Origin of the sequence: Allorhizobium ampelinum S4, assembly GCF_000016285.1 — a bacterium.
In the GTDB taxonomy this organism is placed as follows: Bacteria; Pseudomonadota; Alphaproteobacteria; order Rhizobiales; family Rhizobiaceae; genus Allorhizobium; species Allorhizobium ampelinum.
In genome coordinates this window covers 645,892-662,933 of record NC_011989.1, presented here as the reverse complement: position 1 = coordinate 662,933, position 17,042 = coordinate 645,892, and the positions used below count along the sequence as shown (strand labels likewise).

17 protein-coding genes are annotated in these 17,042 nt (G+C 56.1%); all 17 read right to left on the bottom strand.

Annotation, left to right across the window (positions count from 1 at the left end; all coding sequences use genetic code 11):
* Nucleotides 1-121 precede the first annotated feature (121 nt).
* Complete coding sequence (locus AVI_RS03135) at nt 122-721, bottom strand: rod-binding protein (RefSeq protein ID WP_041697512.1); 600 nt, start codon at nt 719-721, stop codon at nt 122-124.
* A 32-nt stretch (nt 722-753) separates the two neighbouring features.
* Nucleotides 754-1,167, bottom strand: coding sequence for a hypothetical protein (locus tag AVI_RS03130; protein ID WP_015914974.1), 414 nt, complete (start codon nt 1,165-1,167; stop codon nt 754-756).
* A 63-nt stretch (nt 1,168-1,230) separates the two neighbouring features.
* A complete protein-coding gene (gene fliR, locus AVI_RS03125; RefSeq protein ID WP_015914973.1) occupies nt 1,231-1,983 on the bottom strand; it encodes a flagellar biosynthetic protein FliR in 753 nt (250 codons plus the stop codon).
* Nucleotides 1,980-4,070 carry a flagellar biosynthesis protein FlhA gene (gene flhA, locus AVI_RS03120; RefSeq protein ID WP_015914972.1) on the bottom strand — a complete coding sequence of 697 codons (2,091 nt, stop codon included), beginning with the start codon at nt 4,068-4,070 and terminating at the stop codon, nt 1,980-1,982. The genes fliR and flhA overlap by 4 nt, the downstream gene beginning before the upstream one ends.
* 123 nt (nt 4,071-4,193) lie before the next feature.
* Complete coding sequence (gene fliQ / locus AVI_RS03115; RefSeq protein ID WP_015914971.1) at nt 4,194-4,460, bottom strand: flagellar biosynthesis protein FliQ; 267 nt, start codon at nt 4,458-4,460, stop codon at nt 4,194-4,196.
* Nucleotides 4,461-4,611: 151 nt separating this feature from the next.
* Complete coding sequence (flgD, locus tag AVI_RS03110) at nt 4,612-5,067, bottom strand: flagellar hook assembly protein FlgD (RefSeq protein ID WP_015914970.1); 456 nt, start codon at nt 5,065-5,067, stop codon at nt 4,612-4,614.
* Nucleotides 5,058-5,507: a flagellar biosynthesis repressor FlbT gene (gene flbT / locus AVI_RS03105; protein ID WP_015914969.1), complete on the bottom strand. Its 450-nt coding sequence runs from the start codon at nt 5,505-5,507 to the stop codon at nt 5,058-5,060. Before flbT ends, flgD begins: the two co-directional genes overlap by 10 nt.
* Nucleotides 5,504-5,851, bottom strand: coding sequence for a flagellar biosynthesis regulator FlaF (gene flaF, locus AVI_RS03100; protein WP_015914968.1), 348 nt, complete (start codon nt 5,849-5,851; stop codon nt 5,504-5,506). Before flaF ends, flbT begins: the two co-directional genes overlap by 4 nt.
* Nucleotides 5,852-5,885: 34 nt before the next feature.
* Entirely contained in the window at nt 5,886-6,953 is a 1,068-nt protein-coding gene (locus tag AVI_RS03095) for a flagellar hook-associated family protein (RefSeq protein WP_015914967.1), read from the bottom strand.
* 3 nt (nt 6,954-6,956) lie between these two features.
* Nucleotides 6,957-8,411 carry a flagellar hook-associated protein FlgK gene (gene flgK / locus AVI_RS03090; RefSeq protein WP_015914966.1) on the bottom strand — a complete coding sequence of 485 codons (1,455 nt, stop codon included), beginning with the start codon at nt 8,409-8,411 and terminating at the stop codon, nt 6,957-6,959.
* Between the two features lie 24 nt (nt 8,412-8,435).
* Nucleotides 8,436-9,692, bottom strand: coding sequence for a flagellar hook protein FlgE (locus tag AVI_RS03085; RefSeq protein ID WP_015914965.1), 1,257 nt, complete (start codon nt 9,690-9,692; stop codon nt 8,436-8,438).
* Between the two features lie 130 nt (nt 9,693-9,822).
* Complete coding sequence (rem, locus tag AVI_RS03080; RefSeq protein WP_015914964.1) at nt 9,823-10,494, bottom strand: transcriptional activator Rem; 672 nt, start codon at nt 10,492-10,494, stop codon at nt 9,823-9,825.
* 336 nt (nt 10,495-10,830) lie between these two features.
* On the bottom strand, nt 10,831-11,379 hold the full coding sequence (locus AVI_RS03075; RefSeq protein WP_015914963.1) for a transglycosylase SLT domain-containing protein: 549 nt from the start codon (nt 11,377-11,379) through the stop codon (nt 10,831-10,833).
* Nucleotides 11,345-13,204: a flagellar hook-length control protein FliK gene (fliK, locus tag AVI_RS28945; protein ID WP_015914962.1), complete on the bottom strand. Its 1,860-nt coding sequence runs from the start codon at nt 13,202-13,204 to the stop codon at nt 11,345-11,347. Before fliK ends, AVI_RS03075 begins: the two co-directional genes overlap by 35 nt.
* Nucleotides 13,201-14,652 carry a chemotaxis protein MotC gene (gene motC / locus AVI_RS03060; protein WP_015914961.1) on the bottom strand — a complete coding sequence of 484 codons (1,452 nt, stop codon included), beginning with the start codon at nt 14,650-14,652 and terminating at the stop codon, nt 13,201-13,203. Before motC ends, fliK begins: the two co-directional genes overlap by 4 nt.
* Before the next feature lie 4 nt (nt 14,653-14,656).
* Nucleotides 14,657-15,991, bottom strand: coding sequence for a MotB family protein (locus tag AVI_RS03055; RefSeq protein ID WP_015914960.1), 1,335 nt, complete (start codon nt 15,989-15,991; stop codon nt 14,657-14,659).
* Complete coding sequence (locus tag AVI_RS03050) at nt 15,988-16,638, bottom strand: FliH/SctL family protein (protein ID WP_015914959.1); 651 nt, start codon at nt 16,636-16,638, stop codon at nt 15,988-15,990. The genes AVI_RS03055 and AVI_RS03050 overlap by 4 nt, the downstream gene beginning before the upstream one ends.
* Between the last annotated feature and the right edge of the window lie 404 nt (nt 16,639-17,042).

The following is a 17,042-nucleotide window of genomic DNA, read 5'->3' as shown; positions in this document are numbered from 1 at the left end:
GGCTGATGTCACTTTTTAATCTGCGCATATTTTTATGTTGAGCCCAGTCGGTAGGCAGGCACCCCAAGGGATGTGGGATAATCGTGCACTGCTACAAACTGCGTGCCTCACGGCGATAAGATCAGACTGTGGCTGCGCCAGAGAAGGGCGCCTTTACCGTGTCAGTTGCCTCTTCGGAACCCGAAAGGCCGAGTGACTTGCGCTCGATCTCGTCAAGCCGCATCTGCGCCATGTTCTGCTGAGCGGGGTCTGTCGTGGCGTTCTGGGCGCCCTTGTTGCGCAGTTTTGCCATTTCATCGGCATACATCTGCTTGGCAATGCCAACACCACCACGCTCGGAAATGGTATTGCCGATCTGCTCGGCCATCATGCTTTTCCAGATTTCACCAGCATTGCCCTTGCCAAAAACAGCTTCACTATCCTTGGGCAGCATGTTGGAAATGAAATTCTGCAACACGATACCTTCATATTGCCGGTAAGGCTTGGGAATATCGCTCGCCTTGATCGTATTGGTGGCGCGATTGGCCAGCCCCGCCTTGGTGGAAGCCCCGTCGTTCAAAGTGTTCATCGCCACTTCGAAACCGGCGCTTTTTTCGTTCAGGCTGGCAGCCTGGACACTGGCGCGTGCCGATTGCAGCCTTTGCTGGGCCTCTGCCATGGCAGACGGTTCGGCCGCCCGCACAACATCCATAACAAGATCGCTTGGAGGAGAAATAGCCACGGTGTTCGTTCCCTGAAAATCAACTGGAACCACTATCTCTCGTGAAGCTTGCTGGAGGCTGGTGTGGCAAATGTCAGGTCGATCAGATCCTGAAGCGTTTCGTCCTCGGCCTCGCGATCCTCGTGTCCGCGCGCCTCGAGCATCTTTTCTTGCAGCCGTTCCGCCTTGGTGCGCTGGCGCAAAACCTTGTTTTCCTGCACCCGCTGCACATCGGCCATGCGCCGGTCATCGCCGGAAAGCCGATCGAAGCGATCCGCATAGGATTGGGCAAACAGCCTATGCACCGGGTCCATCGACCCCAGCGCCTCGATCACCCGTTCGAGGCCAGCGGCGATTTCCTGGCGCTGGCGCGCGGTCTCGACGAGATCGTATTCAGCGATCTTTTCCAAATGCCGCTGCACGGCCACCAGCCGCTTCAATTTCTTGGATTTCTTATCGGGTCCCATGACACGGCCTCTTCGAGAGCATCGCACTCACCCCTGGCTCTGTCATGTCAGTTGCCCCTCATGTCAATGCCCCAGGAAGATCGGTATGAAAGCATCGGCGAACTGGCGCATCATCACCCCGATCGACCAATAAACCAGCAGCATTCCCCCGGTGATAAGATAGGGGGTGGAGATGTAGTAGACCGGGATCTGCGGTGCCAGCTTGTTGACCAGGCCGACGCCGAGATTGAACATCAGGCCATAGATGATGAAGGGGCTGGAAAGCCGCAGCATCAGCATATAGGTCCGCGAGGCGGTATCCGTCAGCGTTATCAGCATCTTCTGGGTATCGGGCACGCCGCCCATCGGCATGACGGTATAGCTGTCTATCAGCGCCCGGAAGACGACATGGTGAAAATCCATCATGAACAGCATCATCAGCCCGCAAAAGCTGATCATGTTGGTCATCTGGTTTTCGGCACCGTCTTCCAGAACATCCGCCGTGGCCGTGCTGTTGAAACCGATCATCATCGTCAAGATAGCACCGGCAAATTGCAGGCCAAGCGTGAAAAATCGGGTAATCAGCCCAAAGACGGCGCCGATCAGCGTTTCCGTAAAGATCAACGCGACAAAAATCGAACCGCCGCTGCTCACCTTGGGATACACGGTGTCCCAGACAAGCGGCGTGCAGGCCATGGAGACCGCGACAGCGAGCAACAGGCGGATCTGGGTGGGAATGCGCGAGGACGCAAAACCCGGCATGGTCATGAAACAGGAACCGATACGGCAAAACACCAGAAACAGCGCCAGTACCGATCCTTGCGGATCAGTGATCATGAAATCGATCCCAGGATCTTGATTTCGATGCCTTTGGCCAATTCGACATGTGACAGCACCGGCAGGGTTGCAAACAAGCGTTCAATAATCATGCGCACATAAGACCGCGTTTCCGGCGACGTGACAAGCACGAAAGGCAGGCCGCGGTCCATGAATTCACGGATAACCCGGCTTGCCTGCTCGCTGAACTCTTCCAGCGAACGCGGGTCGATATCGAATTCGACAACCTCACCCTTGTTGTCGCGCTTCAGGGCCTGATGGAAGACCAGATCCCATTTGCTGCCCAATCGCAGAACCCGCAGCACGCCATTGTCGGTCAGATCGCCGCACAATTGCTGAGCCATGCGCACACGCACATGTTCAACGATCTGCTCGGTCTTGCGCACATGCGGCGCCAGTTCGGCCACGGCCTCGAGGATCAGATGCAGGTTACGGATCGACACCCGTTCGGCCAACAACAGTTTCAACACGGCTTGCAAACCTGAATAGGACATATGCGAGGAGCAGATTTCGTCTGCCAGCTTCTTATATTCAGGATCGAGCCGATCGATCAGGATTTTCACGTCCTTATAGGACAAGAGCTGAGGCAGATTGTTGCGGATCACCTCGCTCAAATGGGTTAGCACGACAGAGACATTGTCGATCGGATGAAAGCCTTCGCGCTTCAAGTCTTCGGTAAAGGCTTCCATGATCGAGACGGCTGGCATGCCGAATGCGGGTTCGCGAATTTCGTCACCGGGAATGCGCGGCTTGCGGCCATTGCCGGTGACAACAAGCACTTCGCCAACCCGCAACAGGTTCGAGGCGATGGTCGTGCCATGGACCCGAATATGATAGGACTTGTCCGGGATGGCGATATCGTCCGTCACCTTGATTTCAGGCACGACAAAACCATATTGGCTGGCGAATTTCTTGCGCATCTTGCCGACGCGGAAAGCCAGTTCCTGATGCGAGCCAAGCAGGCGGGTCGAAACCAGCTTGCCGAGCGCCAGCTCGATCTCGGAGGTTTTCAGCACGCTCTTGACCGAATCCTTTTCGGCTTCCTTGTTCTGAATAACCTTCTTTTCCTCGACCTGGCGCTTGGCAAGGTTCACGGCTTCCACCTGGCGGGGAATGTACCAGCTGCCGAACGCCATGAGACCACCCAGGATCACGAAGGGCAGCAAGGGCAGGCCCGGAATGATCGCCAGAAGGAACATCAGGCCAGAAGCGACCGACAACGCACGCGGATAGCCGCTCAGCTGGTTGATGACCGCTTCGTCCGTGGACCCGGCATTGCCGCCACGGGTGACGAGCAGGCCGGCGGCGAGCGAGACGATCAGAGCGGGGATCTGCGAGACCAGGCCATCGCCCACCGAGAGCTTGACGAACACATCGGCTGCTTCGCTGATCGGCATGCCATGGCGGAAGTAACCGATGATAATGCCACCGACGATATTGATGGCGGTGATGATCAGACCAGCGACCGCATCGCCGCGCACGAATTTCGAGGCACCGTCCATCGCGCCGAAAAAGGAGCTTTCCTGCTCCAGTTCCTTGCGCCGGCGTTGAGCTTCGCTTTCCTCGATAATCCCCGCCGAGAGATCGGCATCGATCGCCATCTGCTTGCCGGGAATGGCATCCAGCGTGAAGCGGGCGCCCACTTCCGCGATACGGGTGGCACCCTTGGTGATGACGATGAAGTTGACGGTGACCAGGATCGCAAACACGATCAGACCGATCACGAAATCGCCGGACATAACCAGGTTGGCAAAGCCGGCAATGACACTGCCGGCCGCATCGTGACCCTGATGACCATGCGACAGGATAACCCGTGTCGTCGCGATATTCAGCGACAAGCGCACCATGGTCGAAATCAGCAGAATGGTCGGGAAAGAGGAGAAATCCAGCGGCCGTTGTATCCAGAGCGATACCATCAGGATCAGAACGGAAAGGGCAATGGAAAACGCCAGCCCCATATCGATCAGGAAGGGTGGGATCGGCAGAAAGAGAATGCAGAGAATAGCGACAATGCCCATGGCAAAGCCGATTTCTCGGCCGCGATTATTGGCAATTGTCGGAAGTGAGGTCGTCGGTGCTTGCGCCATGTCCTGTTCCATCTCTTCATGAGAAGGCTGGCGGAACGAGAATCCGCCATTATGGCGACAGGACTAGCGGACAAAGCTTGCGCGAGGATGCCCTTATCTCAGGACGAACGGCTGCACAGTGATTTAAAAGCCGGATTGGACCCGGGAAAACACCAGATTGGCAAAAATCGAAATTTGAGACCCGACAAAGGGAGCGGAAATACCGATCGTCACCATGATCGCAACGATTTTTGGGACGAATGTCAGGGTCATTTCCTGGATCTGGGTCAATGCCTGGATCAAGGCGACCACGACGCCGACGATCATCGCGGCCAGAACGGCTGGCCCCGAGGCAATCAGCACGGTCCATACAGCGGCGCGCATGATATCGAGGGCATCTGCTTCATTCATCGGCATTCCTCCAGCGGCATCATGCCACCTGACACGACTCAATTGATAAAGCAAAATTCCTCAAATCCCAATCGATTTGAGGAATTTCACAGTCGTTAAAGCCTTTTGCATTTTCCATCTCGACCGGTTACGGCGGAATGGAAATGACCGATCAGGAGCCGCTCGAGAAGTTGACGCCGGTCTGCAACTCTACTGTGCCACCGCTGCTGGTGGTGAGTGTCACGGCGTCGTCGGCGACCTTGACGTTGGAGACAACACCGGTCGTTTCGCCGTCCGAGCTTGTCACCGTCTTGCCGACGATATCGCCAGCCCGTGTCAAGGCTTCCGCCTGCAACATGCTGCGCAGCAAGGTATTGGTCTTAATGGATTGCTCGACCTGCGAATAGGTTGCAAGCTGAGACACTTGCTCCGTGGCAGACATCGGATCCGTCGGGTCCTGATTCTGCAACTGCGCGATCAGAAGCTGAAGGAAGCTGTTATAGTCCATGGATGCGTCTGCCGCATCCGAGTTGGCCGATGCGTTGGCGAACGGATTGGTATAAGTCGCCGAACTCGAAGAGGACGAGGAACTTGTTGATGTCGCTGAAGTCGTTGCGTCTACCGCCATGGCGCAATCTCCTTGCGGATCTGTTCGATCGTTGCCGGTGCCATTTCCTGGTTGTTCAGGATTCTATCCTCGAGCGGATAAAGACCGCGAATGGCCTTCAATGCATCGAAGGCGCGCCCCGATACGACCTGAGCATCGATCCGCTTCAATTCGGCCAGGATCTCATCATCCTGGAAGCAGGACAGCAACATCACGATCGACTTGCGGAACATGGTCAGCGTCTGTTCCTTGCCTTCCGGATTGATGAGGATCATCTGGGCGATGAAATAGAGCTGGCGTAGCGGGGTATTGGCGTCTTCCGGCTGGAGCACGTGGTTTTCCAGCAGAAATGTCACATCGTTCAAGAATTCCAGGGCAACCTTCCGATCGACGCGCAAAACGGCACCATTGATAAAGATTCGTTCCCCGGATTTCAGCGAGATTCGCAAGGTGCTCTTCATTTAAGTCCATCCCTGATGATGGTGGTTACATCGATTATGCCTTGGTAATTGTCGGATTCCCGCTTTCTGATGCGGTCACATTCCTTCAATATCCAAAGGGCAATTGAAATGAGATTGGCTCGAAGTTCCGTGCCAAGCTGGTTGTCCGGCTGCTTGAGATCCTCAATGAAGCGGATCCAGACGCGGCGCGTATAGTACAGAGCCTCAATGCCTTCACGACCGTATTTTCCGGCAGTCTTGGCCTGGCTCAGCAAGTCTATCGATCTGTCGAGAACCTGGCGCTCACGCTCCTTAGCGTCGGCAACCCCATCCTCCATAATCTCATTGTAGGAAAACTGGTACATCTAGATTTCCTCTACTCCACCCCACCCTTGATCATCAAAGGTAATCCACAAGGCTGAGCTTCTGCAAGCGTGCGGTCAAGGTGTATGATGTCTCGACCAAGGATTGCAGGTTGTTCAAACGGGTCGATGCTTCATAGGCATCCACACCGGTCAAATCGCTTATTTGGTTTTCAATAATGTCCTTCTGGGACGTTAAGGAATCGTTTGCATTGGTGACCCGTTCCTGAGAAAGGCCCAATTGTGTGCGCTCGTCATTGATGCCGGAAACGGCAAGACCGGAATATTCGATCGCCTTGGAGATCATCGCATTGCGGGTTTCGGTCGAGTAATTGCCATTCAGCATTTCGCTGCCGATCACCGAAACAAGGCCCGTATAGCGGAAGCCATCGGAGTTGGCGCTGGATGAGCTTTGAATAACTTCGTTTTTGCTGATCCGGCTCGTCATTGTCTCATCGGTGGCCGCCGACCAATTGTCCGTCCAGTCCGCCCCGTCAAAGGATGGCTCAAGGACGTTCTCCATGAAATCGTCCATCTGGTCAGCGCTGATGCCACTGACGCCATCATCGTCAGGCGACATGCCGAAATATCCGGAAAACAGATTGTCGAAATTCTGCTTGGCGTCCGTTTCATTGCCGTCGTCATCGATATAATAGTAATCGGTAATCGGCTTCACGTCGGTATTGATGCCAGAAAACAGATATTCACCGTTCACAGAGGTATTTGCCGCGTCAATGAAACTGTCCATTGCGCTTTTCATGGTCTTTTGCGCTGAGTCCAGCGTCGTACTGTCAGTGCTGGTACCAAGACCAACCAGCGTTGACTGCATTGTCGTTGCTGCCGACGCAATCGTATCCAACGCCGTCTGAGATGCATCAAGACGGGTCGAAACGATGGAATTGGTGTCCATCAGTGACTGCAAGCGCAGAGAATCCCGATTGAGATCCACGGCCGAAGAGGTCTTGGCGCCAAGCTCTGTTCCGACATCTGCGTATTTGCCGGTCGTCACTTCTGTCTGAGCATCCGACATCTGCTTTTGCGCATCACTGATCGTGAGACGCATGGCGTTCTGGATGGTAAGACTGGATATGCTCGATGTCTTCATGGCTTATGCGATCTCCAAGAGGGATTTCAGCATCTCATCGACAGCGTTCATCAGCTTGGTCGAAGCCTTGTAGGATTGCTCGATATCGAGCATCTTCGACAATTCTTCGTCGAGATTGACGCCGGTCTTGTTCTGATAGGCTTCCGTGGCCCGCTGCGACAGGGCGGATTTGGTTTCATTGGCTGAATCCGCCGTCGAACGATAGCTTTCGAGCCAGCCGACGGAGTTCGAGGCATAGTCAAGGACATTGGAGGTATCCCCGAGGCCTGCCGATGAATCGAAGTCCATTTTATCTTCGAAACCTGTGACAAAGTCGTCGAGCAGTTCCGAATAGCTGACACCTTCCGTTGTATTCCAGGTATAATTCGAGCCATTGGCGCCACCGTCGCGCAAAAGGGTTGGATCGCCATCTTCCGCGGTCACGTAAGCACTGTTGACCTTGAATGATTCCGAAATACCGGAAACAAGCGTTCCATCTTCCGGCGTCGTTCCCTCTTCCCATGTGAAGAGGCCCGGCATGTCATTGTCTTTCGTCGATGGCTCCGTTTCCGAAAACATCTTGATTAGCGACCGTGAGGTCTCGTCCAACTGCTGCTGCATCTGCGGCGCAATCGAATCGCGGATCTGCAGATTGGCGGCGATCGACCCTTCCGCCGTGGTGTTCCCCCCCGTACCAGCCTTGACGGGAACGCCATCGATATAGACCGAGTTTCCCTCGGTCGAAGCACCATAAGCACCGGTGGAGTCGAATGTCACCGTTCTCGGCTGCTTATCGAACAGCACGGTGCCATCATTGGTGTAGAGCGCCATGTCGTTGTTATCGCGCTTGACCGACGAAACACCGACAATCTTCGAAATATCCGAGACGAGTTTGTCGCGCTGGTCGAGGGCGTCGTTTGGATCGTTCCCTGTGGCTGTCGCCTTGACGACAGACTGATTGACGGTCTCAAACTGCGACAGAAGATCGTTGAGCTTGCTGACATCGTCCTTGATGGCGTCGTCGGCCTGGGCCCGGACGTTACTGATGCCCTCGGCAGTATTGTTAATCGAGGTGGCGACATCCTGGGCTGCGCTGACCGCCGTTTCCGCCAGGGACAATTCGCTGGGCTGCGCGGCATAGGATTGCATCGCATCCCGAAGCTTGTTGATATAGGTCGACGGTGATGACTCGTAGTCGTTGCCGCCGAGAAGTGCCTTCAACTGGTCCAGGCCGGTATTGAGCGTATCCTGCCCTTCCGCCTGGGACTGGCCTGAAAGCATCTGTTTTTGCAAGACAGCATCTTCGGAGCGGGTCGTAACGACCTGCGCCCCTCCGGTGCTGGTCGAAATAGTGGCAGCGTCACGCTTGACGTAACCTTCCGTCTGGGAGTTGGCAATATTCTTCGACAGAACCTGCGACTGGGTGCTGGAATTGCCGAGAGAAGTTGTTGCCGTATTCATCGTTGACGAAAGAGACATGACACTGCCTTTAAAAGAATAGGATTACCGCTTCAGACTGATCAGCGTATCCAGCATATCCGCCGCAGTCTGGAACACCTTGGAATTGGCGCTATAACTGCGTTGGGACTGGATCATGTTGGTCAGTTCAGTCGCGAGATCGACATTGGAGGTTTCAAGCGTCTTAGAATTAATGCTGCCGAAGCTGCCAGTATTGGCAAAACCAACCACGACCGTGCCTGCATCCGCCGTGACCTGATAGGCCGTGCCGTTAACCGATTTCATATTGTCGGGGCTGGCAACCGTTGCCAGTGCCACCTTGTAAAGATTGGCGGTCGAGCCATCCTGATAGGTCGCAACGATATTACCGCTGCTGTTGACCGTGACGGAGGATGCCGCGCTGGCGCCGTTGCCGTCGACGTCGCCTTCCGAGGAGTTTGCTGAGTTCAACTGCGTCATCGTCGACATATCCACCTCAATCGTTTGAGGCGCACTGGTCGTGCTGTCGGTAAATGTAAATGTCCCGCCGCTGGAGACCGTGCCATCGGAATCGAAGGTCAGGGTCGTGCTACCAAGAACACCATTGGTGTAGGGGAAATTGGTCTCGTCGGTTGCCTCGCTAGTGCGGAAGATATCCGCCTGCCATTCGTTGTCAGCGGTCTTGGTATAGTAAATGTCATACTGATTGGCGTTACCAAGGCTGTCATAGGCAACCATGGAACTCTTGAAGCTCCATGTCGCACTAGCGCTGTTGCTATCGGGTAAATCTCCGCTGACAATGGGCTCACTTGACTTGAGGTTGCCTTCGATCAATGCATTGGTCGTGGCATTGGCCGAAATGCTGTTATCCTGGATCTTGACGGGTTCGAGACCTTCGAAACCATTGATAACCGAGGCCGGTTCGCCATTTTCGTAGGAGTAGCCCAGCAGAGTGTAGCCAGCCGAATTGACCATATACCCATTGTCATCGGCCTTGAAATCGCCAGCTCGCGTCAGGAAAACGCTGCCTGCTTCGTCCTGAACGACGAAATAGCCATCGCCCTTGATCGCCAGATCGGTTTCCGACGTGCTCGACTGATAAGAGCCTTCCTCGGAAATGCTGTTGACCGTCGTCGTTTGCACGCCGCCGGAATTATAGGTTCCACTGCCCGAGGAACCGACAACCAGGCTGGAAAATGCGGTTGATACCCGCTTGTAGCCTGTCGTATCCGAGTTTGCGACGTTGTCGCCGACCGTGCTCAGTTTGCTGGCCTGGGCCTGCAAACCGGATACGGCTGTATTCATGCTGCCTGAAAGGCTCATACCACGTCCCCATTCGATCGTCGTGTGAGAAGATTATGAAGTGGGCCTTGCGTGAAGCTGTTTGAAAAAACGCTTAAGAGCACATTTGGCTGCAAGGCCCTGAGAATCTGGCGGCGTGGCCGCCAGATTGTTATTTCCAATCAATACAATATCCAAGGAACCGCTTGGAATCGACCGGGTCGACACCAAGCTTCTTGCGCAGTTTCTTGCGCAGCTTGCTGATATGGCTTTCGACCACGTTCTCTTCGACTTCCTCGTCGAAGATGCCGTAGATCGCATTGAAGATTTGAGACTTGGACACTCGCCGGCCGCGATTGGCGACTAGATATTCCAGAATGCGGCGCTCGCGGCGCGGCAAGGGGAAAATCTCTCCACCGATCTCGGGATCGCGGCCATCCGAATAAACGCGGATCGCGCCGATTTCGGTATAGTTGGCCACAGCCTTCAGGCGCCGCCGAATAGCCGCAGCTCTCGCCAGGATTTCACGAGGGTGGACCGGCTTGCGCACCACGTCATCCACGCCACTGTCAAACAGGGCAAGTGTTGCTTCCAACGATGGCTGGTCACTGACCGCAATCACCGGAGCCGTCGTACGATCCCTGATGGCCCGTGGCAGATCGCCTGTGCGATCTCCCTGACCAAGCAGAAACGCTTCCACGGCTGCAACATCGCTATCGGCTGCCGAGGCAACCCATTCACCAAATTCGATCGGGTCAAACCCGGTCGAAGGTATTCCTTCACGTCCAAATAAAGACGTGTATCCATTCTTAACGAGCTCGCGCTCATCAACCACTACGATCATTCGTCCGCCTCCGAATCAGTGTGGTGTTTCAACACGACAATGGGTACGAATCGGGGGCTAAAACGACAACTGTAGAAAGTTAATGATAGTTATTAATAGTTGATTAAGATTTTAGGGGTGATTTGACCTACATCTTGTGTCACTGCCGTTAACCACATACTATTTTTCTGTGAAAAAGGTTAACAAAACGCTTGCAAAGCCGTGAGCACATGAAAAAATTATTCGATACTAATGTGGGCAAGATCGGGGCAGGCAATCAACCAAAGATTGTTTTTGCTGACAGAACGGCATTGTGATCTCTGACAGAGAAGCCATCATTTCCGGCGTGCCAGGTTGTTATTGCTGACAAAATTGCCGCGCATTCGCGGTCCAGTTGCCGTATCCGGTTGCAACGAGATTGGCGATGACCCTGCAAACATAGCGTTTTTGCGCTGGATCGTTGTTAGGACCTGCATGATAGCGCGCCACTGCCATTGTCCAGGTTTCGTGTCTTCCATGCAACGCGACCAGGAATTTTGCGGCGTATTCGACGTTCCGTTTCGGGTCGAACATCTCTTCGAGCGAGTGGAAATTCTCGTGATGGAAATAGTGGTTGATCTGCATGCAACCAATATCGATCAATTTCGCGCCCTGTTGCTTGGCGAGCGCGAAGGTTTGCATGGCATCTGTCATGGAATCGGGGAACAGCGCCTTGCCCTCCACATTGAGAGCGTAAGGCTGAAGTGACCCTTTGCGTCCGGTTTCCGTCAGGCCGACCGAATAGAGGATCCCTTCAGGGATCCCGTATTTGGCCGCAGCGTTGCTAATTTCGCGCTCGCATAATCCCGCTGAAGCCGAAGCGTAGCCCTCGTTACAGGTAAAGCTGACCGCTACCGCCAGAAGCATTGCCGCCGGTGCCCACCGTCGCAGAACGTGCCGCATCATCGACTGGACCTCCGGATGTCTGTCCATAAACATCAAAAATCGGCTGCGCTTGTGAGCGGTTGCCGCCCTGGCTGGAACTGCCACCGCCCTGCTGCATGCTCTGCTGATTGCTGCTCTGGCTCTGGGAATTGGTCTGGTTGGCGTCATTACTGGGCTTTTCAGTGCTGGCTATGCTGATCTGGACGTTGTCCACGGAGAAGCCGTGGCTTTTCAGCGCCGCCACAAGACCGTTCTGGTCTTCGTTCAGCTTTCGATAAGCCGCGCTGTTTTCAACAACCAGGCTGACCGTCAATTCGCCATTCGTCAGCTTCAATGTCGCCGTGACACCTCCAAGATTTTCCGGCGTCATCTTCAGTTTGAGCGTGTTCATCGTTCGATCGGTGCTGATCTGTTCGCTGGCGCTGAGCTTATCGGAAGCATGACTGTGCATCGCCTGCGCCCAGGAACTGTCACCAGCCATGGATGCGGCAATATTGGCGCCATTGCTGGTGTTGACCGGGGCAATAATGCGTCGGCTGTCGAGCACGCTGACATTCTGCAACGGATCGATACCTGTCGTTGCTGGCTGGCTTGCGGTATCATCGGCAGGCGACGCCGCCGAGGCATCGCTGCTGGTGACCATATGCAGGGCATCCGCAACACTGCTATCTTTGACCGTTTCCTTGCTCGCCGGTGAAACGGCATCCTGCTGCCCCGACTGGACGGACTTGGCCTGCTTGGCAAAATCAACCGCTGCGGTACCCTGGCCGATCTTACCCGTCTTGTCATCCTGCGACGCAACCTGGCCGGCGACGGCAGTCAATGCCGTATCGCCGTTACTGGTGGCCGACCCGGCGGCTGTCTGGCTGCCTGCTTGACGGGCAGCGTGCTGCAATTGTCCGGCGCTCAAATCGCCCAATAATGTCAAGGCATCCTGGGCGCCCGTCGCTGCCTTTGGCTCTGCAGCAGTGTCTTTTGTATCCTCTGCGGCAGGCTTTGCCGTCTTGGAACTGTCCTTGGTCTGGGTTTTCGTAACCCCCGGCATGTCTGACTGAGCCGCCGCCGTAGCGGCTTCCTCATCGGTCGCTGTCGACTTGAGGGCTGCCAGGGCTGCGAGCAAAGGCGCACTGTTTTCCTGCCGGCCCTTGATGGCGATCTTGCCGGTATCATCTCCAGCGCCGTCAGTTTCGGCAGCGGTCGCTTCTTCTGCATTTGCGCCAGCAGTAGCAGCCTCAGTCGTGGCATCATCCTGCTGGGTCAGGGCCGCAACAAGCTTTGCGAGCATCCGGCTCTCATCCGTCTTCTCCCCGGAGGAAGATGCGGTGTCTGTTTGCCCTTGTGTCTGGCCCTCAGCTTGGGTTTGAGCTTGTGTCTTGGTCTGGCTCGCCAAAGCCTTGGCAATCAAAGCAGCCGCCTTGGAGTCGCCAGCAGCTATCGGCGCATTGCCGACGGTTTGCGACGGTGCTTTGCCGTCATCGCTGGCGCCAGTGGCTTCATCATCAGCCACATTACCAAGCTGCGACTGCTCCGCCTGAGCCGAACGCTCCTGATATGCTGTAGCAGATGTCGCTGTGGACGTGGTTGATTTGGCCGATGGCGACGAAGACGCAGTCGAACGGGTCTGTGTCTGGTCCTGATCGACAGGAGCATCGTCATCGTCTGCTTTTTGCTCCTGCGCTTGGCTACGGTCAGCCGTATCGGCCAGAGCGTCCAGAAACCCCTTGCCCGCGCCCTTGCCTTGGTCGGAACGGCTGCTGCTATAGGCTGGCGAAGCGGCAGAACCTGCTGTGATAGTGGCATCGATCATTTCGTTACGCCCTCCCCCTTCAACATTTTATCTATTTCTTCAAGTTTAGATCGGCCACCGCTCATGAATGTCTGGAATTCCGGATCTGGCTTCTGCTTTGCATCTGCCGAGGCCGGAGTAACCGGCGCCGTGCCACTGCCAGCATCGGGCATTGCAGTCGCCTTGGCTGGAACGCCGGGGTCCTGCTGATCGGACACATTGGCCACACTCTCTGGGGCAGTATTGTCTCCAGACGGCGGTGGCGTGCTTGGCGAAGCCGATGGGCTTTGCGGCGCGGTAGGCAGGGTAATAATCTCCTGCGCGACGGCCCGGGCAGCTTCCAGCAAGGCGTTGTCGGAAGCCGACAGTTGATCTTTTGGCAATTGTGAGATCGTGTTGAGCGCGTTTTTGACGTCGGTGGTCGAAATCAACGCCGCGCCGCCATAAAGCAGCGCCTGAGGGTCGTTTTTATCTGGCAGGCCCGCCAGGCTTTGCGCCTGGCTGGAGGCAAGACTGGCCAAAGCCTGATTGCCGTTGATCGTCGCGCGGCGCGCAATGCGCAGATAGACTTCGCGCTGACGATCCGGATCCATGGTCGCCAATGTCGCCAGAATATCGTTCTTATCCAGCTCCGAGAAATGATCGACAACCAATTGCACCAGCAGATCGGCAAATTGGCTGGCATAGGGCGAATAGAGAAAGCGGCGGGCATAGCGATTGGCATAGGCCATGGCCCGACCATTCTGGCCGGTATCCATGGCGATCTGGAAGGACCGCCGCAGGGCCGCTTCCTCGACGATGGTGCCGGGCGCAACAAGGCGGGCGATATCGAAGAATTTAAGGGCTCCTGCCGGGTCTTTCACGAGGGTGACATTCCCAGCCACCAACGCGATATAAGGCCCGACCCGACCGTTCTGATAGAGCGGTACCATCTCGCCAAGCGAGCTTGCCACCAGCACGCCTTTACCACTCAAGTATTTTCTCAACATATCGCTGACGCGGTTATCGAAATGACCATCAACGTCGCGGGCAACGAGATAGTCCAGCGTCGCCGGATTCCCCCCGCTCATCGTGTAGATCAGCGCCGCATCGACATTGCGTGGGTCTTCGAAATCCGAAGGCGCAGCCGTCCGCAGCCGCTTGTCGATCCGGGTCAGAAGAAAACGCTGCATATCGGCTGCTGAATGGTCCCCGCGAACAACCGAATCCTGCACAAATTGCAGAGAGCGCAACATCAGATAAGGCGGTAGGTTATCACTGTCGCCGCCTACGGCAGCGCTGCCAACAGGCCCCGTTGCGCCAGCAGCAGGAACCGGAGCCGACCCGTTGCTTGCAGGGGGAGTTGATCCTGCCGCATATGCCTGACCCGCACAGGCAACAGGGCCGCCGACAGCCAGGGTCAGCAGCACGCCATAGAAGGCGAAGCTGGAAAATCCAGATCTGGCACCCAGGGATCTGCGCGCGGTCATCACCTTACTTCTGGTCTCCCTGAACAAGGATCTCGATCCGTCGGTTTGCAGCGGCCAGCGGGTCCTCCGGCTTCAACAGCCGGCGATCGGCAAAGCCGGACACCTGGGTGATCCGGTTTTGTGCGAGCCCGCCGCGCACCAGCATGTAATAGGCCGAATGGGCGCGTGACATCGACAGGCCCCAGTTGTCGTTATCAGGGCCTTTATATTGGCGTGCGTCGGTGTGGCCCCTGATAACCACGGCACCCTGGCGCTCCGCCAGCAACTTGCCGATCTTTTCCATCGCCAAAACCATTTCCTTGCGAGGCACGGCGGAGCCGACATCGAACATCGGAGCCTGGGATTGGTCGGTCAGTGTTATCAGCAGTCCACCTTCAGCCGGCTGCACAATCAACCCCTCGGCCAATTTACCCGCGACACCGCCGATTTCAGAGGCGATCTGCTGCTTAAGCTGGTCCGCCTGCTGTGTCTGATCGCTATCAGCCGATGCATTCTGCTCTTCACGGGCAACCTGCTTGGGATCAGGCCGCGCCTTGGGAACGGCGATGGCTACCTGCTGACCGTCGATTTCGACCTGCGGCTTTGCCTCAGGCTGAGACTTCGATGGGGGAGTGCCCTGCGCTCCATCCGGTGCGGCTGCGGCCGCCGCCGCAGAAGCCTGCTGATCGACCGGTTTTTGCGCGAATGGATCGGGCTTTGCCGCCGCCTCGGCCACGGTTTGCTGCTCGTCAGGCTTTGCTTTGCCGGGCTTGCCCTGCGCCGTCTGCATCTGCTGGCTCCAGAAATCCGGATCGAACGGGTCGCGGTAAGCCTCGCCGCCCGACGCGCCGGTGGATGGGCCAGATTCGCTGGCTCCGCCTTCACCCTTGGCGCTGACATTGGCCTGTTGGCCAACTTCCTGGGCAATTTCGGCCAAGACGGAATAGGGATTTTCGAACAGGTCCGCTTCCGAATAGACAGGCTTATCACCCGAGGTCGAGGTCATGTCCTCGCCGGTTGCCGCCGCCTTGCCGAGCGTTTCCTCTTCGGCTTTGATTTTCGAGCGTTCCTTGCTTTCCTCGCCTTCAGCCTGATCGACCGGCTTTTTCACGCCCTTCTCGGTCGGCTTTTCATCGGCCAGCTTGATCGGATTGAAATAGCTGGCAACTGAAGCGGTCGTCTTCTCATTGGCAGCATTGACCAGCCACATGACCAGGAAGAAGGCCATCATCGCGGTCATGAAGTCGGCATAGGCAATCTTCCAGGCGCCGCCATGGGCGCCATCGTGATCGCCGCCGCCATGCCGCTTGATAACGATGATCTCGTTCTTGCCGTGGTGGTGATTTTCAGCGTCACTCATGCCAGAACTTTCTTCAGACTGGCCGTCCAGGCGGAAATCCGGGTGACCAATGCCGCGCCACCGACATCGACCGTCAGGTCGAGATCATCAGCCTCGACATGTTTAAGCAACAGGTCTTTTCCTTCCATCAGCTCGGCTAGCTGCTTGAACAGCGCGGCAGGCCCGGTCACGGTGATCTGACCTGCGGCTCCCTCCAGGACGGCAGCCTTCAACAGGCTGGAAATGTCCTCCAGGGCTTTGTCGACAAGCAGATCCGATAGCAGGGGCGCCAATGTCTCGACCGTCTGGCTACCCACAATGCGCGACAGATCCGAGGCAATCTGCTGAAGCCCTTCGGCAATCACACGCGCCAGCTCCGCCTGATGCTTTTCCGTCAGTTCCTGAAGCGCTTCGGCATGGGCCTTTTCGAGAATGCTGAGCGCTTCGGCGTGACGTTCATCCGCCGCCTTGACGGCTGCCTCATGGCCTTCCGCATAAGCGTCCTGCCGCTCTTTTTCCACATCCACGGGGTCTGGCTGAGGAAGCTCAAGCATCGGCATATCCGGGAACATCAACGCGTCATCGTTGAAACTCACAGGCTCCGCCGCCATCGGCGCTGGCCGCGGTGCAGAAAAATCCTTCAGATAATGAGCGAGCGGCATCGTCATGTCATTTTCTCCCGGACCTTACGGCCCTTATCGTCGAGACCGCGCCTATGGCGTTATCGACGCACAATACCTTCGGCCGGGTAAGGCCCAAAGCTTAAATCATCAACCTGATACCCGGGATCATTTCCAGGCCCCTTTCAGGACATGCAGGATGTCACAGGCGGCCCGATCTCCCGCATGACGGCAAACACAAACACCTGTTTCATGATGTCGAAGCTAGGCGGCCAAACTTGCGCGAGGATTTTCTCAAGGCGGTCAGGCATGCCGATTGGCACTCACCCTGCATAATTTAACGAGATTGGGCAGGTTTAGGACGAAAATGCCCCGGCGGATTTTGCAGTCATATCGGCTGCATCCCCTGAAAATATGTTGGACCGCGCCAGGGCAGTTGCGCGGTCCAACGA